Source organism: Tolypothrix tenuis PCC 7101 (assembly GCF_963874875.1).
In the GTDB taxonomy this organism is placed as follows: Bacteria; Cyanobacteriota; Cyanobacteriia; order Cyanobacteriales; family Nostocaceae; genus Aulosira; species Aulosira tenue.
The window spans coordinates 261,329-281,788 of record NZ_CAWNJS010000001.1; the positions used below are offsets into that span (position 1 = coordinate 261,329).

At 39.4% G+C, this 20,460-nt stretch carries 17 protein-coding genes, 1 tRNA gene and 1 riboswitch; of the genes, 9 read left to right on the forward strand and 9 right to left on the reverse strand.

The window, feature by feature from the left end:
• Window positions 1–29: 29 nt before the first annotated feature.
• From AACU25_RS01050 to gatA, 3 genes are all read right to left on the reverse strand, one after another.
• Window positions 30–1,118 (reverse strand): helix-turn-helix domain-containing protein, encoded by a 1,089-nt coding sequence (locus tag AACU25_RS01050; RefSeq protein WP_096573512.1) that lies wholly within the window; start codon window positions 1,116–1,118, stop codon window positions 30–32.
• 491 nt (window positions 1,119–1,609) lie between these two features.
• On the reverse strand, window positions 1,610–2,512 hold the full coding sequence (locus AACU25_RS01055; RefSeq protein ID WP_096573513.1) for an alpha/beta hydrolase: 903 nt from the start codon (window positions 2,510–2,512) through the stop codon (window positions 1,610–1,612).
• A 361-nt stretch (window positions 2,513–2,873) separates the two neighbouring features.
• On the reverse strand, window positions 2,874–4,340 hold the full coding sequence (gatA, locus tag AACU25_RS01060) for an Asp-tRNA(Asn)/Glu-tRNA(Gln) amidotransferase subunit GatA (RefSeq protein WP_096573514.1): 1,467 nt from the start codon (window positions 4,338–4,340) through the stop codon (window positions 2,874–2,876).
• Between the two features lie 280 nt (window positions 4,341–4,620).
• Here gatA and AACU25_RS01065 point away from each other — a divergent pair, with 280 nt between their 5' ends.
• The 8 genes from AACU25_RS01065 to AACU25_RS01100 all read left to right on the forward strand — a co-directional run bounded on the left by AACU25_RS01065 (window position 4,621) and on the right by AACU25_RS01100 (window position 11,631).
• Complete coding sequence (locus AACU25_RS01065; protein ID WP_096573515.1) at window positions 4,621–5,970, forward strand: helix-hairpin-helix domain-containing protein; 1,350 nt, start codon at window positions 4,621–4,623, stop codon at window positions 5,968–5,970.
• 240 nt (window positions 5,971–6,210) lie between these two features.
• A complete protein-coding gene (locus tag AACU25_RS01070) occupies window positions 6,211–6,765 on the forward strand; it encodes a hypothetical protein (protein ID WP_096573516.1) in 555 nt (184 codons plus the stop codon).
• A gap of 325 nt (window positions 6,766–7,090) precedes the next feature.
• The gene (locus tag AACU25_RS01075; RefSeq protein WP_096573517.1) at window positions 7,091–7,492 is read left to right on the forward strand and encodes a hypothetical protein; all 402 of its coding nucleotides are present in this window, start codon (window positions 7,091–7,093) and stop codon (window positions 7,490–7,492) included.
• A gap of 532 nt (window positions 7,493–8,024) precedes the next feature.
• Complete coding sequence (locus AACU25_RS01080; RefSeq protein WP_096573518.1) at window positions 8,025–8,354, forward strand: DUF6464 family protein; 330 nt, start codon at window positions 8,025–8,027, stop codon at window positions 8,352–8,354.
• A gap of 72 nt (window positions 8,355–8,426) precedes the next feature.
• Window positions 8,427–8,566: riboswitch (cobalamin riboswitch) on the forward strand.
• Between the two features lie 379 nt (window positions 8,567–8,945).
• Complete coding sequence (locus AACU25_RS01085) at window positions 8,946–9,725, forward strand: energy-coupling factor ABC transporter permease (RefSeq protein ID WP_096573519.1); 780 nt, start codon at window positions 8,946–8,948, stop codon at window positions 9,723–9,725.
• Window positions 9,709–10,011: an energy-coupling factor ABC transporter substrate-binding protein gene (locus AACU25_RS01090; RefSeq protein ID WP_096573520.1), complete on the forward strand. Its 303-nt coding sequence runs from the start codon at window positions 9,709–9,711 to the stop codon at window positions 10,009–10,011. Before AACU25_RS01085 ends, AACU25_RS01090 begins: the two co-directional genes overlap by 17 nt.
• The gene (gene cbiQ, locus AACU25_RS01095) at window positions 10,008–10,820 is read left to right on the forward strand and encodes a cobalt ECF transporter T component CbiQ (protein WP_096573521.1); all 813 of its coding nucleotides are present in this window, start codon (window positions 10,008–10,010) and stop codon (window positions 10,818–10,820) included. Before AACU25_RS01090 ends, cbiQ begins: the two co-directional genes overlap by 4 nt.
• A complete protein-coding gene (locus tag AACU25_RS01100; RefSeq protein WP_096573522.1) occupies window positions 10,795–11,631 on the forward strand; it encodes an energy-coupling factor ABC transporter ATP-binding protein in 837 nt (278 codons plus the stop codon). Before cbiQ ends, AACU25_RS01100 begins: the two co-directional genes overlap by 26 nt.
• Before the next feature lie 268 nt (window positions 11,632–11,899).
• On the opposite strand, the gene AACU25_RS01105 is transcribed toward AACU25_RS01100, so the two are convergent.
• A tRNA-Arg gene (locus AACU25_RS01105) sits at window positions 11,900–11,973 on the reverse strand.
• 33 nt (window positions 11,974–12,006) lie between these two features.
• On the reverse strand, window positions 12,007–13,104 hold the full coding sequence (locus AACU25_RS01110; protein WP_096573523.1) for a tocopherol cyclase family protein: 1,098 nt from the start codon (window positions 13,102–13,104) through the stop codon (window positions 12,007–12,009).
• A gap of 214 nt (window positions 13,105–13,318) precedes the next feature.
• Between AACU25_RS01110 and AACU25_RS01115 the strand changes: the two genes are divergently transcribed.
• Window positions 13,319–13,951, forward strand: coding sequence for a J domain-containing protein (locus AACU25_RS01115; RefSeq protein ID WP_096573524.1), 633 nt, complete (start codon window positions 13,319–13,321; stop codon window positions 13,949–13,951).
• Between the two features lie 14 nt (window positions 13,952–13,965).
• On the opposite strand, the gene AACU25_RS01120 is transcribed toward AACU25_RS01115, so the two are convergent.
• From AACU25_RS01120 to AACU25_RS01135, 4 genes are all read right to left on the reverse strand, one after another.
• On the reverse strand, window positions 13,966–16,257 hold the full coding sequence (locus AACU25_RS01120) for a CHASE2 domain-containing protein (protein WP_096573525.1): 2,292 nt from the start codon (window positions 16,255–16,257) through the stop codon (window positions 13,966–13,968).
• 499 nt (window positions 16,258–16,756) lie between these two features.
• Window positions 16,757–17,215: a nitrate reductase associated protein gene (locus AACU25_RS01125; RefSeq protein ID WP_096573526.1), complete on the reverse strand. Its 459-nt coding sequence runs from the start codon at window positions 17,213–17,215 to the stop codon at window positions 16,757–16,759.
• Window positions 17,216–17,359: 144 nt separating this feature from the next.
• Entirely contained in the window at window positions 17,360–17,776 is a 417-nt protein-coding gene (locus tag AACU25_RS01130) for a phosphate-starvation-inducible PsiE family protein (protein ID WP_045872720.1), read from the reverse strand.
• Window positions 17,777–18,191: 415 nt separating this feature from the next.
• On the reverse strand, window positions 18,192–20,390 hold the full coding sequence (locus AACU25_RS01135) for a molybdopterin oxidoreductase family protein (RefSeq protein ID WP_096573527.1): 2,199 nt from the start codon (window positions 20,388–20,390) through the stop codon (window positions 18,192–18,194).
• Between the last annotated feature and the right edge of the window lie 70 nt (window positions 20,391–20,460).

Consider the following 20,460-nt stretch of genomic DNA (forward strand, 5'->3'; position numbering starts at 1 on the left):
GTACAAGAATGCAATAGCTTGTATTAGCGCTACAGTGCTTCTGGTGGAGAAATATCAGGCCCAACCATCACGCGAGTACTACCAGACTTGAGTCCTGGTTTAGCATTAGCTTCCTGTTTCTGGGTTGATTTAGGTAAGGATGAAGCGGGTTGGCTGTCCACATCAACACGAAGCGTTTTATCAGAGTTTGCTTGTGATGATACAAAGGATAATCCTCCTAATGCGCCAGCAACAAGGGCTGTATAGCCTACATATAAATGCATGGGGCGGAGTTCCAGCCCAAATCCACCGGTCGCTTTTTGCGCCTGACACCAAGAAGGTAAAGCTGCTTGTGATGCTGCTGTCTCATGTTTAGGTAAGGAAGCTGCTAAAGCTGTACCATTTAGCCCCAAAGTATTGCCAATAACGCGAATAAAGCCACGAACAAACACATCTTCTGGTAATAGATTTATATTTCCTTTTTCTAAAGCATCCATATGATGAATTGGCACATGACTATGTTCTTTAAGTTGCATTAAAGACCATCCTCTCAATTCTCTTGCTTCCTGAAATTGTTGCCCTATTTGACGCAAAGTAATTGCATACTCTTCATTAAGTGTTTGTTGTTGTTGTTGGGTAGTAGATGGTTTCTGATTGTAATTAAGCCACTTCTTCCATACCTTTTTAGTTAATTTAGATTCGGGTTTATTGACTACATCATCTGTTGTGGCTACCTGTGATGGCAAATTATCTATATTTGTATTGGCTACTGGCTCGGATATGTCTGATTTAATACTTGTTATTGATTGTGATAAATTACTAGAGTCTTCTGCTTCAATATTGGAAGAAATACTAGCAACATCTGCCTGCGGAACGATATTTGTAACTTGTTGATGATGTGTTGCAAATTGCTGAAATGCTAAAGCAATTGCTTCTCTACTGACTGCTTTAAATAAAACCTTGGCTTGCTCAGATGAAGACCCTAGCAACTCTTGTAAAGTACCTAAAGCATTCCTATAAACCTTACTACGGTGTAATTCAGCTTCAATATCAGCAAGCAGCGATCGCAATTGATCGCGAGGAATTTCAATAGGAGGATTTCCGGGGATTGTTAGCAAATATACAGATGTAGTAGTCATAGTTTAAGTCTCTTCCAATACTGGAGCCAAGAGTAGTTCCACCTGTATAATTGCTTCTTGTTTTTGCTGACTGATCCGGATGGTTCTCTGGGAATTTTCTACCCCTGAAAAGGTATTTTTATAAACAAAGTGATTGGTTTACTGAGCATTAAATCTAACTGTAGGTTTGGTCATAAACTACAGCTAGTAACTATGCCACGATAAATGTAATACGCAGTTGTTAGCTGAATAAAAACCTAGTACCGCAAGACGGAATTCAAAATTAAAAATTCACAATTCAAAATTAAGACAGAGTAAGCGTTTTGGACTCAAAATTGGTTTTGGGGAAAGGGTTAAAGGTTAAAGGTTAAAGGTTAAAGGTTTTTTATTTCCCATTTCTCTTTTTCCCCTTAACCGACAAGTATTGATATTGCAAACACAATTAATTCGCTGATGGAAAATCCTTCACCAGCTATGCATTAATTAGCAAAGTATATATTTACCTGATTGATTTACCTGCGAACATAAACTTGTTTTGAAAAATCATCAATCCATTGCAGATATTGCACACCAGCTAAATCTGCTAAATTGTTATGTCCAGCGTTGGGAACTAAAATTAGCTGTTTTGGTTCGGGCGCAATCGCATATAGTTTTTGGCTCATAAAAAACGGCACACTTGAATCTTCCATGCCATGAATAAATAAAACTGGCATTTTTACCATTGGTATTTTTTTTATCGATTCAAACCGTTGTGTCAGGATTAAATTGACGGGAAACATCCGAAACAAGTTCCTGTAAGCTACGACATCTCGAATAGAGGTAAAAGAACTTTCCACAATTAATCCCGCCGCTTCTGGGTGTTTGATAGCCAAATCAATTGCTATTGCACCGCCTAAAGAATGACCATAAATAAAAATATGCTTGGGTGAAATCTTTCGTTGCTGTACTAAATGATTCCAAGCTGTAGCTGCATCCTGATATACTCTGCTTTCGTTGGGAAAGGCCCCTTGGCTGCGACCGTAACCCCGATAATCAATCAGCAATACAGAAAATCCTAGTTGATAAAACCGAGATGCATAGGCAATATTTGCACCAATGTTGATCCCGTTACCGTGGAGAAACAACAAAACTTTGTCATGGGATTTTGTATCAGTTTGTTTAGGTTTAATCCACCAACCGTGGATGCGATCGCCTTTAGCAGTTCGCCCCGGTACTGGTAACCAAACTTCCTCATAAGGAAGATTAAACAACTCTGGTGTTTTTTCAATTACTGGAGAGGGAAAAAATATCAGCCGGGTTTGCTGAATAAACAAAAATATACATACACAAAAATAGGCGATCGCACCAATAATAACTAATCCAATGACCAGCTTGAATAATAAATCAAATGGCAGTTGCAACCTGTTTATGCTCATTTACCCTGATTTGTTAGTTTCTCAGTATCTCGAATAATTCGTAATTAAGACAGCATGAAAAACTTCACCAAATCCGAGGATTGGTGATTTCTGATTATTTTAAGTATTTATGCTTAAATTATTTAATTACGAATTATTTTAATGAGAGGTAATCTCAGTAATATTATATACATTAATTCATATAAGTTTATGATTCTATGAATCTTTTAATCTTTATGCAATAAAAATATTAGGGATTAGCCGAATAATCCTACCTAATCCCCATTACCCCTTATCCCCAGAGGGGGCCCCGAGTTCCCCAATCCCCAATCCCCAATCCCCAATCCCCAATCCCCAATCCCCAGTCCCTATTCCCTATTCCCTACCCACCAATCACTTCTGGCTGACGTAAATGCCAATTAGTAGATTGCTCATAGGCGTAAGCTACTTGAAATAGTTGGTCTTCTCGCAGAACTTTGCCAATTAGCTGCAAGCCAATGGGTAGTCCATTTTCATCGAAGCCGCAGGGAACACTTAAACCTGGTAAACCGGCAAGATTGACAGGAATAGTCATCAAGTCAGTTAAATACATACTCAAGGGATCGGTGGTTTTTTCTCCCGCCTTGAATGCTGTAGTTGGTGCAGTCGGAGAAACTAAGACATCAACTTGTTCAAAAGCTTTTTCAAAGTCTTGCTTAATTAGAGTGCGGACTTTTTGCGCTTTTAGATAGTAAGCATCATAATAACCAGCAGAAAGGGCGTAAGTACCAATCATTATCCGCCGTTTCACTTCTGTACCAAAGCCACTGGCGCGGGTACGAGTGTACATCGACAGCAGATTATCTGCATCAGGAACCCGTAAGCCATACTTTACGCCATCATAACGAGCTAGGTTAGCTGAGGCTTCCGAGGGTGCGATGATGTAGTAGCTGGGTAAACCATAGCGGAAGTTAGGACAAGAAACTACATGAATTTCTGCGCCTAAATGTTGCAGTTGTTCAATGGCTTTGGTAACTGCTTTTTCGACAACGGAATCTAAGCCTTCACCAAAAGTTTCTTTGATGACACCGATTCTAATTTTCTTTCTAGCTTTTAGGTCTGGTTTTAAAGTAGCAGCGTAATCAGGGATTTCTACTTTTAGGGAAGTGGAGTCTTTTGGATCGTAGCCTGCGATCGCACTCAATAATACTGCCGCATCTTCGACTGTGCGTCCAAATGGCCCAATTTGATCCAAAGAGGAAGCGTAAGCCACCAAACCATAACGAGAAACTAACCCGTAAGTCGGTTTCAAGCCTACCACACCACAGAAAGATGCAGGTTGGCGAATTGAGCCACCGGTATCAGAACCGAGAGACACAACACATTCTTCCGCCGCTACTGCTGCGGCTGAACCTCCCGAAGAACCACCGGGAATCCGCGATAAATCCCAAGGATTAGCTGTAACTTGGTAAGCTGAGTTTTCTGTGGAACTACCCATAGCAAACTCATCTAAGTTCGTTTTACCTACCATCACCGCCCCAGCATCCGCCAGTTTTTGCGTTACTGTTGATTCATAAGGCGGCACAAAATTTTCTAAAATTTTAGAGGCGCAAGTGGTGGTAATGCCTTTGGTACACATATTATCTTTGATGCCAATCGGAATCCCTGCCAAAAGCCCAATTTCTTCACCAGCAGCGATTTTAGCATCCACAGCACGAGCCTGCTCTAACGCCTGTTGGGCTGTCACACACAAGAAACTGTGCAATTTTGGTTCTAAAGTTTGAATACGGTCTAAAGCTTCTTGGGTAATTTCGACAGCAGAACGTTCTTTTTTAATTAGTTGTTCGTGCAACTCCCGGATGGATGCCATGATTGCTTCCTTAAGTGACTCAAGTCCTTGATTTTAGTACAGATTTGGGGGGATTGGGCATAGCGCATGGGGCATTGGGCATTGGGCATTAGTTATTTCTCCCCTGCTCCCTGCTCCCTGCTCCTCTGCTTTTTTCAGTCCCCAATCCCTATTTTCGTGTAAAAGTATAGCAGTGTTCGCCGTGAAATAGATTGTGTAGTATGGGCATTGTTTGGCTTACAATCCTGATTAATTGATAAATTAACGCATTTATATAGATTGCTGACGGGAGTATAGATAAATGGTCAAAATAGTTACACGGAGAGCTATAGGCGCAGCAAATGTCTATGACATTGGGGTGGAACAAGACCATAATTTTGCAATTAAAAATGGTTTGATAGCTTCTAATTGTTTTAATAAATCTCACTCCACAGCTTATGGATATGTCACATATCAAACAGCATATTTAAAAGCTAATTATCCTTTGGAATATATGGCTGCACTGTTGACGGCTAACAGTGGTGATACTGACAAAGTGCAAAAATATATTGCCACTTGTATGAGTATGGGTATTCAAATTGAACCGCCAGATATTAATCGCTCTGGGGTAGATTTTACGCCAGCAGCAGACAAAATTTTATTTGGATTTTCCGCAGTCAGAAATGTGGGACAAAATGCGATCGCCTGTATTCTGGAAGCTAGGGAAGAAAGCGGTGAGTTTAAATCACTGGGGGATTTTTGCGATCGCATAGATTTACGTGCTGTCAACCGCCGTACTTTGGAGTCACTGATCTCTTGTGGTGCTTTTGACAAAATCCAACCCAACCGTCACCAGTTAACCCAAGATTTGCCCCTAGTATATGATTGGGCACAATCGCGCGCTAAAGACAGAGCTAGTGGACAGGGCAGTATTTTTGATTTATTAGGCGGCTTTGCTTCTACAAATAGTAAAAACGGCAATAATGCTTTTGAAATTGCCCCCAAATCTCAACCTGTTTCTGATTTTCCTCCACAAGAAAAATTACGGATGGAAAAAGAACTCTTAGGTTTTTATGTATCAGATCATCCTCTCAAATCAATTAAGCAATCGTCTTTAGTACTAGCGCCAATTAATCTTTCCCAACTTGGCGAACAACGAGATGACATGATGATTTGTGCAGTTGTCATGCTCAATGGGGTGAAAAAAGTAATCACCAAAAAAGGCGATCCAATGGCAATTTTACAAATCGAAGATTTAACTTCCCAGTCAGAAGCCGTTGTTTTTCCTAAAAACTATGAACGGATTAGTTCTTTACTACAAGTAGATGCAAGATTGATTATTTGGGGAAAAGTAGACCGCAGAGACGACCAAACGCAATTTATTGTGGAAGATGCTGAACAAGTTGAAACAGTAAAACTAATTATGGTCGAACTCACCCCCATGCAAGCAGTCAATATTGAAGAACGCGATCGCTTAAGAAATGTTTTAAAGGAACAAGCAGGCGAAAAAGAGAAAGCCAAAATCCCTGTAATTGGAGTTGTGCAATCAGGAAATTCTCGGCAATTAGTCCGCTTTGGTAGGCAATTTTGGGTACAAGATTCTCTCAGTGCTGTGATTGCTCTCGAGAATGCGAGATTCCCAGCTCAAATTAAACCTTTGACTGGTAGTTAAAGATACAACACTAGAACTTCATCAAGTTTGATTCATGATGTGCTTCCAGTTATTATACTGATAATTGCTGGACTAGCTTGACATACGATTTACTACAGCGTCAACAGTAGATAGCCTTAGACAAACGGCAATCGATTTAAATTTTTTGGTTACTTCTGCGGATGATAACTTCCTCTTTTGCATGGTATCTTTTGATGCCATGCCATATAGGCAATAATCAGGGGAAGGAGATCAGACTTGATGATGGTAACTGAGTTACATAAATTTGTATCATATTGTAGAAAAATACAGCCTCAAACTCAAGAAGATATCAAAAAATTTTTTGAGGGTGTGCTTTTTTTCCCTTATGATAAAGAACTGCTATTACAAGCTTATTTATTCCTGAACCTGAATAAGTTATTTCCTTCCTGCTCAGAATTATTATTATTTGAAAAATCGCCAATTGCAGATTACACTGATTTGGGAAAATGTGATTTTGTCTATTTGACAAATCGCGGTAATCTATTTTTAATAGAAACTAAATTTATTGACACGGAAGCTACAGGTGCAACCGAAAGAAAAAGAAGGAATAAGCACAGAAACAAGGTTTTTGACCAAGTTATTACCTTGAAAAGCCGATTTAGTGAATACTGGAATATTAGAAATGACCAATTAGAATGTGGCGTTTTTACAACCGATCCAGAAATAGATTGGCGTGGTAACGATGCCAATGTCATAACTAAATCTATAACTATAGACAATCTTGAAGAATGGCGAGTAAATTATAGAAAGTACAATCAATTTGACAATCATTAATTTATTTGGCTGTGGATGTTATCAGTTTCATTTATTGAAAATATTTTTATTAACCCGATAAATTCAGAATACAACCGTACAAGCCAGCACTAAATTTAATATTTGCCATTTAAAAAGCAAATCTTTAAACCTGATTGTTTAACTTGTTCCCCACGCCAAATTTTAAGTTTAAAATTCTCACCCTTGTAGTATTAAAACTACATTTTCAAATCAGGCTCACTCCACACAGTAATTTTTGTTTACAACTTCACCACAATTAAAGTAGTATTTTTGTACTAATAACCTGTTAAAATGCCTTAACAGCTAGTTAGTCTTGTTAAAAAGTATGAAAGAATACAAAACAACACCTAACCTGGCAATTGTGCCATTTCCCACAAAAGCAGCAAAGACAGCGATCGCACCATTGCAATTGCCAAAAGACGATATAAGTGATGAGTGGCAGCGTTTATTATCGCAAGTACAATGCATCAATCAAATGGCTGCACAGTTAGAAGCGATGATTTTAGAATTCAAGGCGATCGCCAGCAAATTACAAGAGAAAAGCAAGCCGCATCAAAGCACTTGTCAGTATTTACCTTTGGCTATCCCTTGGGTGAGACAACAGTCAGATGAGTCATTTATTCTCACAACCCGCAAAATTGATTTATTTCAAGCCGAAAAAGAAGCGCAACAGCTAGCACAACAACTGCGTCAGCAAAGCCGTAGCAAAGAATTGCGATCGCAGTAAGGAATCAAGGCAGGGGGCAGGGAGCAGGGGGCAGAGGGGACTAAGATTAGTGTTATATCCAGAAAAATGATTGATTTTTGGGATTTCCCTAATATAAGGATGATAACCAAATACAGTTCAGTTAAGAAAATTAATTGATCACAAAACCAAAAAACCAATTACTCAACAAAAAAACAGAACAATAATTTTGGAGGGGGTTTGGGGGACGCAACCGTCACCCAATCGGGGGTTTGGGGGAGAATCCCCCAATTGATCTGACTTTTTTAATAAGTGAAAAATCAATCCCTAATGAGCTTCACCCAAGCGTACTGGGTAATCACCCTAATCAACAAATCTTAAAGTTCTCAGGGTGCAACTACAGCCCAACCAATAAACTGTAAAAGCTATGCTGATTAAAGTGGTACTCGATACCTCTAATTTAGAGGTCGTAGTGCCACTTGCTATTGTTAGTCAGGAAAAACTATCCTACTGGCAAAGCGCAAAGCTGAAATTGCCCTAAGATTTGCACTCACGAAAATGAGGTAAGGAAAAAGTGTTAAAAACTCTTTTGGTAATCGCCATTGGTTTCTTACCCTCCCTGTTCTCCTTATGGATAATCCGTAAAACTCATGTACGGACGAGGTTAAGGATGAGACAAGCCGCTATTAATGGCTCAAGGCTGAGAGCAAGACAAATTAGGCAGATTGAAGGCGATCGCTATTATTTAGAAGGCGTAGGTTATCTGGTTGGCGATATTAGCTGCAAATTTAATGCTCGTTCCGGACATATTCGCTGTGCTGTGAATCCCAATGGCCCATGTCAAGGATGTCGTCACTATGAACCGAGAGAATTAGCTGAGAACGAATCGAAAGAATATGCGTAAATATATATAAGATTTCCAATTAATAATTACGAATTACAAATTACGAATTATTAATTATCCCCTAATGCTATACTTTGTCTTAATTTAATGGGTTCTGATGGATAGCACCCATCAGACGTAAGGGGGAAAGTTCGGTGTAAATCCGTCGCTGTCCCGCAGCTGTAATCTCTTATTGAGTAAGTCAGAATGCCCGCCTATTAGTTATTGTGGAAACACATCTGCGAGGTACAGATGCGGTCTTATTTAGTATTGTTGCAAATAATTTATCCAGATCTGCCAACAAAGCGGCGGATATTGTTTGTTAAATACCAGAGTAGCGATCGCTCAACGAATTTTGATTGCCTACACTGTATTACTTAACAACTATGGATTTATTTAAAAAATTGAGCCAGCTTTTATCAGTAGCTAAATACCAAAAATGTCAAGATGCCTATAGCTGTGTAGCCAGTATAACTATGTGGCAATTTTGACTAATGTAAAGTTGTACTGCTACCACCTAGATTTATGCATCATATTATGTTGCATAGTCCTAATTGCTCTAGCTAATTAGTCAGAATTTGGATACTATTTGAAATCTGCTGAAACATCAAAATGAGAAAAAATCGCCTTAAGCTACATTTAGTTTTATTAGCATTAGGCAGCTTGTATTTTATAGTAGGCTTACCTAAACCTGCCTATGCGATGCACATTATGGAAGGCTTTTTACCAGTGCAGTGGGCAATTTTTTGGTGGGTAGTCGCCTTACCATTTTTTGTTTTAGGATTGCGATCGCTAACTCGGATTACCCAAGCTAACCCGCAGCTGAAATTACTCTTGGGGTTAGCAGGGGCTTTTACATTTGTGCTATCAGCTTTAAAACTGCCTTCTGTTACAGGTAGCTGTTCCCATCCTACAGGCACAGGGTTAGGCGCAGTCTTATTTGGCCCTTTGGCGATGTCAGTTTTAGGTAGCTTGGTGCTGTTATTTCAAGCTTTGTTACTTGCACATGGTGGTTTGACAACATTGGGAGCTAATGCTTTTTCAATGGCGATCGCGGGGCCATTTGCAGCTTACTGGGTATATCAACTGACAATGCGGCTAACTGGTAAACAAAGAATCGCCATATTTTTAGCAGCCGCTTTAGCAGACTTACTCACTTACATTATTACTTCTTTCCAGCTAGCTCTAGCTTTTCCTGCACCTGTGGGTGGCTTTATTGCTTCATTTACCAAGTTCGCGGGAATTTTTGCGATTACTCAAGTACCCTTGGCAATTAGTGAGGGTTTGCTGACAGTCCTAGTGTGGAACTGGCTACAATCATACAATCCTCAAGAATTAGAATTATTGAAATTAATTAAACGGGAACCCCAAACTAATGAAACAGTCTCATAAGGGATGGAATAACTGGTTTTTGGTGATTGCAGTGATTGGTTTAGCAGTCGCGCCGTTAATATTAGCACGCGATGCCGAATTCGGTGGTTCCGATGGCGAAGCTCAAAAGGCGATCGCGCAAGTAAAACCAGGATATGAACCTTGGTTTCAACCCTTATTTCAACCACCTAGCAAAGAAATAGAAAGTTTATTATTTGCATCCCAAGCAGCTTTAGGTGCTGGAGTTATTGGTTACGCTATTGGCTTATATAGAGGACGTTCGCAACAGCAAAGAGATCAAGAATGACGCTGCAACTAGACAGTTTAGCCTACACCAACCGACTCAGACATATACCACCAGAGCATAAAATAATTTTTGCGATCGCTACTCTTATAATTTCTCTTTGTACCCATCCATTAGGACAAATTCTCATTGCTTTGTGGATGGGTATTTGGATAGTTATCTACGCTAAAATTCCTGCTAGCATTTACTTGAAACTATTAATAGTCGCCAGTTTTTTTTGGTTAACCAGCTTACCAGCGCTGATACTCAATAGCACTTCTCTTGCTAATTCAGCCAGTGTGCTACCAGACTCATGGTCAGGATTAATGCTCGGACAATATTATTTTTACATTAGTCGTAGTGGTAGCGAACAAGCATTAGCAATTTTCACCAGAGCATTAGCTTCTATTTCTTGCCTATATTTCTTAATGTTAACTGTTCCTTTCACAGAAATATTACAAACTCTGCGCCGCATTGGATGTCCTATGCTTTTGACAGAACTTTTGTTGCTGATGTATCGGTTTATTTTCATTCTGTTAAGAACAGCTAATGAGTTGTGGACTGCTCAACAATCTCGTGATGGCTACCGGACTTGGCGCATTAGTATGAAGAGTTTAGCATTACTAATTGGGCAATTATTACAACGAACTTTACAACAATATAATCAGTTCTCTTTAGGATTAGAAGCACGCGGTTTTCAAGGTGAATTCCGAGTATGGCATCCTCATCGCTATCGTCCCCAACCGCGATATATCATAGAAGCAATTTTTGGCTGTGCATTATTAATCGCATTACAATTGTCTCAAGATGCAGGAATATTTACTCGAATTTGAGCAAGTATATTATAAATATTCAGGCTCACAGCAATCGGCTCTTAATGGTTTAACTCTGAGAGTACCTAAACACAAAAAATGTGCATTAATTGGTCAAAATGGTTGTGGTAAGACTACCCTATTTTTATTAGCTAATGGTTTGTACAAGCCTAACTCTGGAATGGTACGTTGGCGTGGTGAAGCCTTTAATTATAACCGTCATTATCTCAGTAATTTAAGACAAAAAGTTGGCTTAATATTTCAAGATCCAGAGCAACAATTAGTAGCAGCTACTGTTGAAGAAGATATTTCCTATGGTTTATGTAATTTAGGTTTACCGACAGCAGAAATTCAATTAAGGGTTGAGCAAGCTTTAGTTGAATTTGGCTTAACATCTTTAGCAGAAAAACCTGTACATCATCTCAGCTTAGGTCAAAAAAGGCGAGTTTCTATAGCAGATGTGATGGTGCTGCAACCAGAACTATTAGTATTAGATGAGCCAACTGCATATTTAGATGTCAAACATACTCGCAACCTAATGGCAACATTGAAAAAAATTCATCAAGCCGGAACTACTTTATTAATGGCAACCCACGATTTAGATTTAGTTTATCGCTGGGCAGATTGGGTTTTTGTGATGGATAAAGGGCGGCTAGTTTTAGAAGGTAAGCCTCAGGATGTATTTATGCAACGTGAACTGTTAGAAGAATTAGAGTTAGGTTTGCCATTAATATATGAAATGTTATTTGATGGGTTATCGCCTGAAGAATCAGCAGTTATTCAACGCATACAACAAAGGATATGGGAAAGAAATGAGTTAGATAATTGGTAATTGGTAATTGGTAATGGGTAATTGGTAATTTGAAAAATATCTTATTTATTATATCTTCATTAAGAAAAATCTCAAGGCACTACCAATAATCTCACGTGCCGCAACCTTCGCAGTAATATACCATTTATTTGATAGTCATTTGATAGTCAATTTAGCTTATCAATAACCTTTAAATAGTACTAAAGTACTTAATTTTAGCTGTCTCAAGATAAAAAATAAATCCCTGAAACCTTTGCTTTAAGCAGTTTTCAGGGATTTAAGCTGTTTACGGGACTGGTGCGTCTCGAACGCACGGCCTAGCGCTTAGGAGGCGCTCGCTCTATCCAACTGAGCTACAGCCCCAATGACGAAGCATTTATTATGATAGCAGTAGTTTTAACTAGACTGCCAGCTATCATCCCAAGAACCACCACCAGTTTCTAAACCACACAAAGAACTTTGTGCTTTGAGGATAATTCGAGGTTTGCCGTTAGTGCGATCGCGCAATTGTAAATCTAGTTTTCCTTTCATAGTATCTCGACAACAGTAAACTAAACCCTGCGCTGTCGGCGCTCGTAAAGGCGTACCAGGTAAATCTGTGGTTCCAATTAACTCTACTTCATAATCTGCGTTGTGTGCTTGCATTTGCCATCTACCCCAAGGTTGAATATTCCATTGAACTTTGGAGTTCCAGGGTACAAATTCATAAAATTTGCCTTGATAATGCACACCAATCATCGCTACAGATTCCATCCACCACAGCACACCTCTTCGTCCGCCACCTGCAGTTAATGCTAAGTCGGGTTCGTTGTGGAAGCTATTACAATTTAACCAAAACCATTTTTGCGGAAAAGCACCACCCCAATTTTTCTCTCCATAGGCTGGGGCGTTGGTGAATTCATAGATTTTGCCATTCCAATCAATCCAACCGCTAGCTAAACCATGAGCCATTAAAATTTGCCATCCGGGTTCAAAAATCTGCAAAAATGACAGCCAGCCAGCAGTGGATTGTTGCAGACTTCCATGATTACCCCAGGCATATACTGGCTTAATTTCGTACTGCCAACGACAATAATTCCCTGTAGCAGGGTCGCTAATTATGCCTTGATTTAAAGTAGCAGTAGCTTGATAGCCTTGTTGAACATGGCGTTCAAACTCTTGTGGGAGAAGGTAGAAGCTTTGGGTGGGTAAATCTGTTTTCCCCCAATGACCTAAACCTAAAACATCCCGACTAGCCCAAAATTTTTTCACATCAGGAAAAGTCCGGCAAAGATACTCATCTTGTGGCCCCAGAATTTGCGCTGCGCCACCACTGTGAGGTTGATTACCGATGGGGTCTTCAATTGAGTACATGAAGGCAAAAGTTTCACCACAGTCGGGTAAGGTAACTCGATAATACCAACCTTCAAAAAAGCGGCGGTTACTACCATCCCAGTGATAACCAGAATGGGGTGTTTGGGTGGTGTCGAGAAAGTTTCTGGGAATACTAAGCATAGTTTCAATATGTTGGCTATTTCCCAGTATGCACAAAAATGTCTATTGACTAGTCTGACTGAGTGATAGCGATTGCTATGGCTGTAGCAGGGTTATCACTAGATAGTAGTGAGAAATTTATACTCAGACTATGAGGTGTTTAGCTAAAACCCAAGAAATTTTTAGAAATCGCTAGCATAGATGTATATGGTTAACTATTTCTTCGGTTTACCCGATGTCTAACGATAAGCAGCGATCTAATCTACACCTCGATATCAATTATCCTTTTGAAATTTTGGGGCTGAAACCTGGTGCATCACAAGCACAGGTAAAGCAAGCTTACCGTCAGTTGGTGAAAACTTGGCATCCCGATCGCTTTGGGGATGAAAAGCAGAAACGGGAAGCAGAGGCAAAAATTAAACAAATTAATGCAGCTTATAACCTGATCAAGTCTCAAGGGTTAGCTACGACTGTTGAACAGCCAGCTGCGCCCAAACAATCTACCCAAGTATCTACTAATAGCTGGAATGCGGAAACATTCTACAATTTGGGAGTGGAGAATGCCAGTCAAGGGCGATATGAAGACGCGATCGCAGATTTTACACGTGCAATTCGCCTTAATCCTCGCTATATTAAAGCCTACAAATATCGTGGATTAGTTTGCTCTCAATTAGGGTTTGAGTATAGAGCCACTTCTGATTTAAATAAAGCCGCGCAACTAGAATTAGATTTGAGGATGCCCAAAACTGCTTACAAATCAGAATACTCAAGACGGTCAACCGCATCAAGACAAACATCACGGTCTAAACCACTAGTAAAAAGATGGTGTCAAAAATTTAAAAATTTATTCAATTTCAATTTGTTTTAGAAATTGAGAATTTTTTAATTTTTCTTATTTTCTGATTGCTCTGATTTATTACTACTAGATTCAGATTTCAGCCGATTGTCAAGTACTTCTTTTGGTTTTGGAGGCATAGCTGTAAAACGAATCAGAAAATAACTGTCATCATCAGCAGATCCCTTCAACACCTTGGCATAGATATCGCCTTCCCCGGACGCAATTTCTGGTGCGTTTAACAATCTCATCTTGAGGTTACTTAAAGAATCCAGCGAATTAGGCGATCGCAATATTGCACCATGCTCGGATAATTTAACAAGCTCTCCCTTAAATATGGTACCTACTGCGTGTTTACCTTCCAAAATTGTATACTCAACAGAAATTTCTTCAGACAATTTCAGCAGATTGTCATCAGATTTCGGCAAGTGAAGATTGTACTTACCACCAATGCCGCCAATGTCATAAATTGTAATCGGAGCTTTAATTCCTTTTGGTTCTACTCGTAATTGTCCATCAATTCTAATGTTAATATAGGGGTCAGTATTGGCATCTTTCAAAGTTTCTTCAGAAATCAAAATTTGACCACCAACTGTATAAGACTCAATCCGAGAAGTTAAGTTAACATGACTGCCAACAACTGAATATTTAGCACGCTTTTGTGAGCCAACATTACCTGCAACAACTTCACCTGTATGAATACCAATTCCCATTTCGATAATTGGTAAATTCATTTGTTGATTATGTTCATTTACAGGTTTCATCGCTAATTGCATAGCAATAGCACAAGCAATTGCTCTTTGGGAATCATCTTCGCGACTTACAGGCGCACCAAACATGACAAAGATACCATCACCAATAAATTCATTAATCGTACCGTTGTAATGGTTGATGACATCCGCCATTGCTCCCAAATAAACATTGAGAATTGCTACTACTTGTTCGGGTGGTAAACGTTCAGAAACAGCAGAAAATCCTCTTAAGTCAGACATTAAAACGGTGACTTTTTTCCGTTCTCCACCTAGCTTGAGTCCCGAAGGAGTTTCTAATAAATTAGCAACTACCTCATCTGTGACGTAGCGACCAAAAGTACGGCGCATTTCCGCAGCACTGCGCGCAATATACTGAGTGACTGCGATCGCAGAGCCGGTTAAAGCAAATAGAGGCGGTACAATAGGAATCCACCAAGCAAAAAGAAAAGCTAAATAACTCCCACCAATCAAACAAGTAGTTGCTAATATAATACTGCTAGTAGTATTGGTAAGTGAAAATTTCTTAGTTTCATGAATAATATGTCGATGTTGCCAACACAAAGTTGCACCAACTATCGACCAGAATAAAATCCACAACCATTCTATGGGTTCAGCTAATGTCTTAATTTGTGGGCGACCCTCCAAAGCCGAACTTAAAATTTGACTAATTAAATTGGCATGAATTGCAACACCAGCCATGCGTACAGGCGCACCAATCAATTTACTACTATATGGTGTCCAAAATAGATCATTCAAACTTTCAGCTGTAGCACCAACTAAAACAATCTTTCCTCGCATCAAATCTGGTGCAGTCCGCTTATCTAAAACATCATTGATAGATACTCTTGTGAACCGATCAATTCCCCCTCGGTAGTTTAAAATAATTTGGTAGCTGCTATCATCCGCTCGGAAGTAACCACCATCATTACTTTCAAAATTAGGAAAAATACCTTTACCTAACTGCAAATAGTTAGGATTATTTTTTGCTGGTTTTTCAGTAATTCCTTGTGGTTGCAAATATAATAAAGCTAATTTTAATCCAAAACTTTCCAAATTGTTGCCATCAGGCAAACCCGCATACAATAAAGCTCGGCGTATCTTACCATCTTTATCTAATGGAAAGTCATTTGCTCCTACTTGATTGAGTTTTTTTAGTTCTGGAGGTGGTTTAACTGGAGAACTATCAGAGGTATTAGATAATTTTTCTACTCCAATCAAGTTAGGGGTAGTATTAAATATATTTACTAAGTTCTGATGGCCAGGATTTAAAGGTAAATCTCGATAAATATCAAGACCGATGGCTAGAGGTTTTTGCTGCTTAATATTATTTAAAACTTGAGCAAGTACGTTATCATTTATCGGCCATCCTTTTAATTTCCGGATGTTTGATTCATTAATCTCAACTATGATAATGCGCTCATCAACAGGCTGTTGTGGACGTAACAGAAAAAACTGATCTAGCGCGGTCAACTCTAAGAATTCCAGCAATCCCATAAACCGCAGGATAATCACAATAACTGTCACATTGGGTACTGCTAGCAAAACTCCGCGCCATTGCCATAATAGCTGTTTTAGCTTGGCCCGCATACTATATAAATCCTAAATTACGAGTTTAAAATATGATTTGCGAATCAAGACCGAGAAATGACTGACTACTGACAAAACTTGAGAACACTATTTTGCATCAAAGAATAGTTCGATTACGCAAATGTTTCATTTTCTGTTTTGTTTCTTTGCAAAGCTTATTAAACACCGATTTTGTTTTCAACTCTTTAAAGCATATTCATGTTGGGTCACAGCAGTGCTGTACCCGTAGATTTTGCTCTATGTAGTTAAAAATTCACGTATAGTATTTTACTATAACGCAAATAATTTTATATAATAGATTACAGCATGAGTAGGCAAGATGCTCGCTCTACAAGAGTTATATGATAAATCCTCTACTCTTTATACTTAATAATTTGTTGTAATTATATAAACAGGCGGTTAAGAGTTTAACAATGCTAAACCCCTACGAAAAATCTATATTTATCAGGATTTGCGTGAATTGGGAGTTCAAATAATACTTACGCATTCAACAATATTTTTAAACCAGATTAAATTCTGCCATTGCTTTAGGAAAGTTTTTATTTTCATGTCCAGAACGGCTAAGTTTAATAAGAGCAAACCGCTCTAAAGGGGTTAAAGATTCCCACTGTGATGTTGTTAGTGTGATACCAATTTCTTGAGCTTGTTCTTGAACGCTAGTAGGTAAATTAGTAGAGTCCATCCAAGCCGGATGAGATTCAATTGGTAATTTTGTAGGTAATGTACCTGTGCGGTTTAAAATTAATTGTTCAAGATATTGACTATAAGATTGGATTTCTGCCTCAGTATCACAAGGTAATTCCACTAAAGCTTCACGTTCAGCTTGAGACATTTGATTCCAATCAAATAATTTGAGTTTAATACCACAGGTATCTAGTTTGTAGCGCACCTGCATAGGTATACATCGCAGGGATGTCACGAAATCTGCTTCAAATTCAAAAAAAATTTTATTTGTCATTTGTCATTTGTTATTTGTCATTTGGTGTTTGGTGTTTGGTGTTTGCTAAGATTCAAAAGCCAAAATTCAAGGTTATTTCTGCCTTGATGCATTTTGCTAATACCCAATCACAAATCACCAGTTACAATATATTTCTGAATGAAGTTATCGGGAATTACTAAAGCGAATTATTAAATAACTAATTGATAATGCTAAAACTGCAACTCCTAAACCAATAATATCAATCCCTGTCACTTTTTCCAAGTCAAGAATAATAATTTTTCTGGCAACAGCGATTAAAGAAGTAACAATAACTAATTCTACTTGAACAACGTGTTTTCTAAGATATGCAGTGATATTTTCTAAAATTTCTAAAGCAATCAAAATATTTAAAAATAATCCAAATATTTTAAATAAAGTTGTGTTAAAGGTGCCATAAGGTACGTCAAATAACTCTTTAATTAGAAAAACAGCCAAATCCCAGATGGCGGCTAAAATTACCACGACCATAAACAAAGATAGTACTTTAGAAACTAGCACCTCAATGTTTTCAATGAAGTGCATAAATTTCTCATCCTGCATCTTCTCTGGTTTGGGATTGCGGATTTTTGATTTGCGATTCTGAAAAATCGATTGATAATCATATTTAGCAATCCATTTCTCGTAATCCTTTTTTAAGTTTGTAGTATCTAATACTTGTTTAAGAATCTTTTTCATCTACTACACCCTATGTAACTTTTAAATTTTCACAACGCTTGATATTAAGTAATTTGTGTTATAAAAAAGCACAAATTTCAACTAATTATTTCAGCTATTATTGGCATATATTGGCGGTTAATGACTCTTATCCCCAGCCTATTAGTCCCAAGTCAACAGTCAAAATATAAAATAAAAATCCTATAGATTTATCTATAGGATTAGAAAAAATAATCATAACTATTGACTATTAACTATAGGTTAAATTATCAACTTACTGTTGAGTTATCTATTTAGCAGCTTACCATTGTGAGGACTGGAGTTGATAATTTTTGAGTGTAATTTCTGCAGAAATCGGTGTTAGATCCACAGCACAAGCTTTTAGTTCTGGTTGTAGAGAATCGGGACAAGATTCTGGATGAGTGAGTGCATTCGCTTCAGCTTCATCGGCCCATAGCGCCCCCCAGTGCATAGGGACAAACACTGTACCAGGTGCGATCGCTTTGGTAATTTTGGCAGGAAATTTCGCTTTACCTCGACGCGATCGCACTTCTAACCACTGGTTATCTGTAATTCCCAAACTAGCCGCGTCACGGGGATGAATCTCAATAAACGGTTCCGGGTGCATAGCGCGAATTTTTTCAATGCGACCAGTACGGGTTTGAGTGTGCCAATGTCCGTACAACCGCCCAGTAGTTAGCACAAAGGGATAATTAGGATCTGGCGGTTCCGCCAAACCCCGTGAATGATATGCACCAAACCGCGCCCTACCATCGGGGGTATGAAAGCGTAAATTTGTATAAAGCCTTTTTGAGTGCTGAGTATCGACAGGCGACTCAGCATTATTGGAGGGAAAAGGCCATTGGGTGGGGCCTTGTGTTTGCAATAGCTCGTGACTCATACCCGTCATGTCGCAGGGGCGATCGCGTGTGAGTTGGACAAATTCGGCGTAGACTTCAGCAGAGTTAGCAAAGGCAAATTCTTTGGTAAAACCTAATCGCCGTCCAACTTCCGCAAAAATTTCCCAATCGGCTTTCGCCTCCCACCAAGGAAAACGGAATGCTGGACACAGAGTTACTCGGCGTTCAGAATTGGTCATTACGCCAGTTTTTTCGCTCCACTGTGCAGCAGGTAACAGCACATGAGCATAGGCAGAGGTTTCTGTGGGATAGTAGGCATCTTGGTAAATTGTGAAAGGCGATCGCAACAATGCTTTCTTCGTCCGTTCCAAATCTGGCATACTGACGGCGGGATTAGTTGCAGCAATCCACAGTAACCCGACTGTGCCATTTTCTAAGCCAGTAATCATATCCCAAGCCGTCATCCCCTGTTCAGAAGAAATCTGTCCTGGCTTCAGTCCCCAAAAATTTTCTACTTCTGCGCGATGCTGGGGATTTTTCACCAAGCGATAACCGGGTAACAAATGCGATAAACCGCCAGCTTCCCTTCCCCCCATTGCATTTGGCTGACCGGTTAAAGAAAAAGGGCCGGAACCGGGTTTACCAATCTGTCCCGTCATCAGGTGCAGATTAATAATAGTTCTGACCTTTGCTGTACCTTCACTTGATTGATTTATCCCCATCGACCACATAGACAACACTCTTTGAGATTGTCCCCAGTAGCGCGCTGCGGTTTCTAAATCTGCAACGCTAATTCCGCAGCGATGCGCCACCACATCTGGAGAATAGTGACGAATCACTTCTGCATAGGCGGGAAAGTTACTAGTACAGTCATCAATAAATCCCACATCTATCTGATTCCAGCGCATCAACAAGTGGGCGATACCATTTAATAAGTCAATATCTGTACCTGGGCGAATCGCTAAATGTAAATCAGCATTTTCTGCGGTGGGTGTGCGCCGGGGATCGACCACAATCAATTTGACTTTGCGATTTTTTTTGCGATATTTCTCCAGTCGATTAAAAATTATGGGATGACATTCGGCGGTGTTAGTCCCAATTAAAAATGCACAGTCAGTTAACTCTAAATCTTCATAGCAACAGGGAGGGCCATCTGCGCCAAAGCTTTGAATGTAGCCAGCCACGGCGCTAGACATACATAAACGCGAATTTGCATCAAAATTATTACTGCCCAGACAACCTTTCATGAGTTTCTGAGCAATATAATAATCTTCAGTTTGAAACTGTCCAGAACCATACATACATATAGCTTCTGGCCCCTGAGTGAAGCGTACTGTTTGAATCCGCTTCGCAATTAAATCAAAAGCTTCCTCCCAACTGGCGCGACGAAAATCTTGATCCAATGATTCTCTAATCATTGGATATTGCAGTCGATTTTTATCTAAAGACTCAGCAATTGTCGCGCCTTTCACACAAACCATACCTTGGCTAGATGGGTGCGCTTTATCGCCCCGTACCCGCCAAATTGGAGTTCCTTGACTATCCCGATTAGTCGCTTTACCGTGTTGTGCTGGGGGCGAAACTTCCAGCCCGCAGCCAACACCGCAGTATGGACATAGGGTTTTGGTAAATTCACTCATGGTAGTTGTGGGAGGTTAGGATTTAAACGCAAAGGAAGGCGGAGGTTAATGTGATAGAGATACAGAGTAG

Coding starts and splice junctions, on each gene's coding strand:
- AACU25_RS01050 (WP_096573512.1), bottom strand. CDS start 1,118: ATGACTACTACATCTGTATATTTGCTAACAATCCCCGGAAATCCTCCT.
- AACU25_RS01055 (WP_096573513.1), bottom strand. CDS start 2,512: ATGAGCATAAACAGGTTGCAACTGCCATTTGATTTATTATTCAAGCTG.
- gatA (WP_096573514.1), bottom strand. CDS start 4,340: ATGGCATCCATCCGGGAGTTGCACGAACAACTAATTAAAAAAGAACGT.
- AACU25_RS01065 (WP_096573515.1), top strand. CDS start 4,621: ATGGTCAAAATAGTTACACGGAGAGCTATAGGCGCAGCAAATGTCTAT.
- AACU25_RS01070 (WP_096573516.1), top strand. CDS start 6,211: ATGATGGTAACTGAGTTACATAAATTTGTATCATATTGTAGAAAAATA.
- AACU25_RS01075 (WP_096573517.1), top strand. CDS start 7,091: ATGAAAGAATACAAAACAACACCTAACCTGGCAATTGTGCCATTTCCC.
- AACU25_RS01085 (WP_096573519.1), top strand. CDS start 8,946: ATGAGAAAAAATCGCCTTAAGCTACATTTAGTTTTATTAGCATTAGGC.
- AACU25_RS01090 (WP_096573520.1), top strand. CDS start 9,709: ATGAAACAGTCTCATAAGGGATGGAATAACTGGTTTTTGGTGATTGCA.
- cbiQ (WP_096573521.1), top strand. CDS start 10,008: ATGACGCTGCAACTAGACAGTTTAGCCTACACCAACCGACTCAGACAT.
- AACU25_RS01100 (WP_096573522.1), top strand. CDS start 10,795: ATGCAGGAATATTTACTCGAATTTGAGCAAGTATATTATAAATATTCA.
- AACU25_RS01110 (WP_096573523.1), bottom strand. CDS start 13,104: ATGCTTAGTATTCCCAGAAACTTTCTCGACACCACCCAAACACCCCAT.
- AACU25_RS01115 (WP_096573524.1), top strand. CDS start 13,319: ATGTCTAACGATAAGCAGCGATCTAATCTACACCTCGATATCAATTAT.
- AACU25_RS01120 (WP_096573525.1), bottom strand. CDS start 16,257: ATGCGGGCCAAGCTAAAACAGCTATTATGGCAATGGCGCGGAGTTTTG.
- AACU25_RS01125 (WP_096573526.1), bottom strand. CDS start 17,215: ATGACAAATAAAATTTTTTTTGAATTTGAAGCAGATTTCGTGACATCC.
- AACU25_RS01130 (WP_045872720.1), bottom strand. CDS start 17,776: ATGCAGGATGAGAAATTTATGCACTTCATTGAAAACATTGAGGTGCTA.
- AACU25_RS01135 (WP_096573527.1), bottom strand. CDS start 20,390: ATGAGTGAATTTACCAAAACCCTATGTCCATACTGCGGTGTTGGCTGC.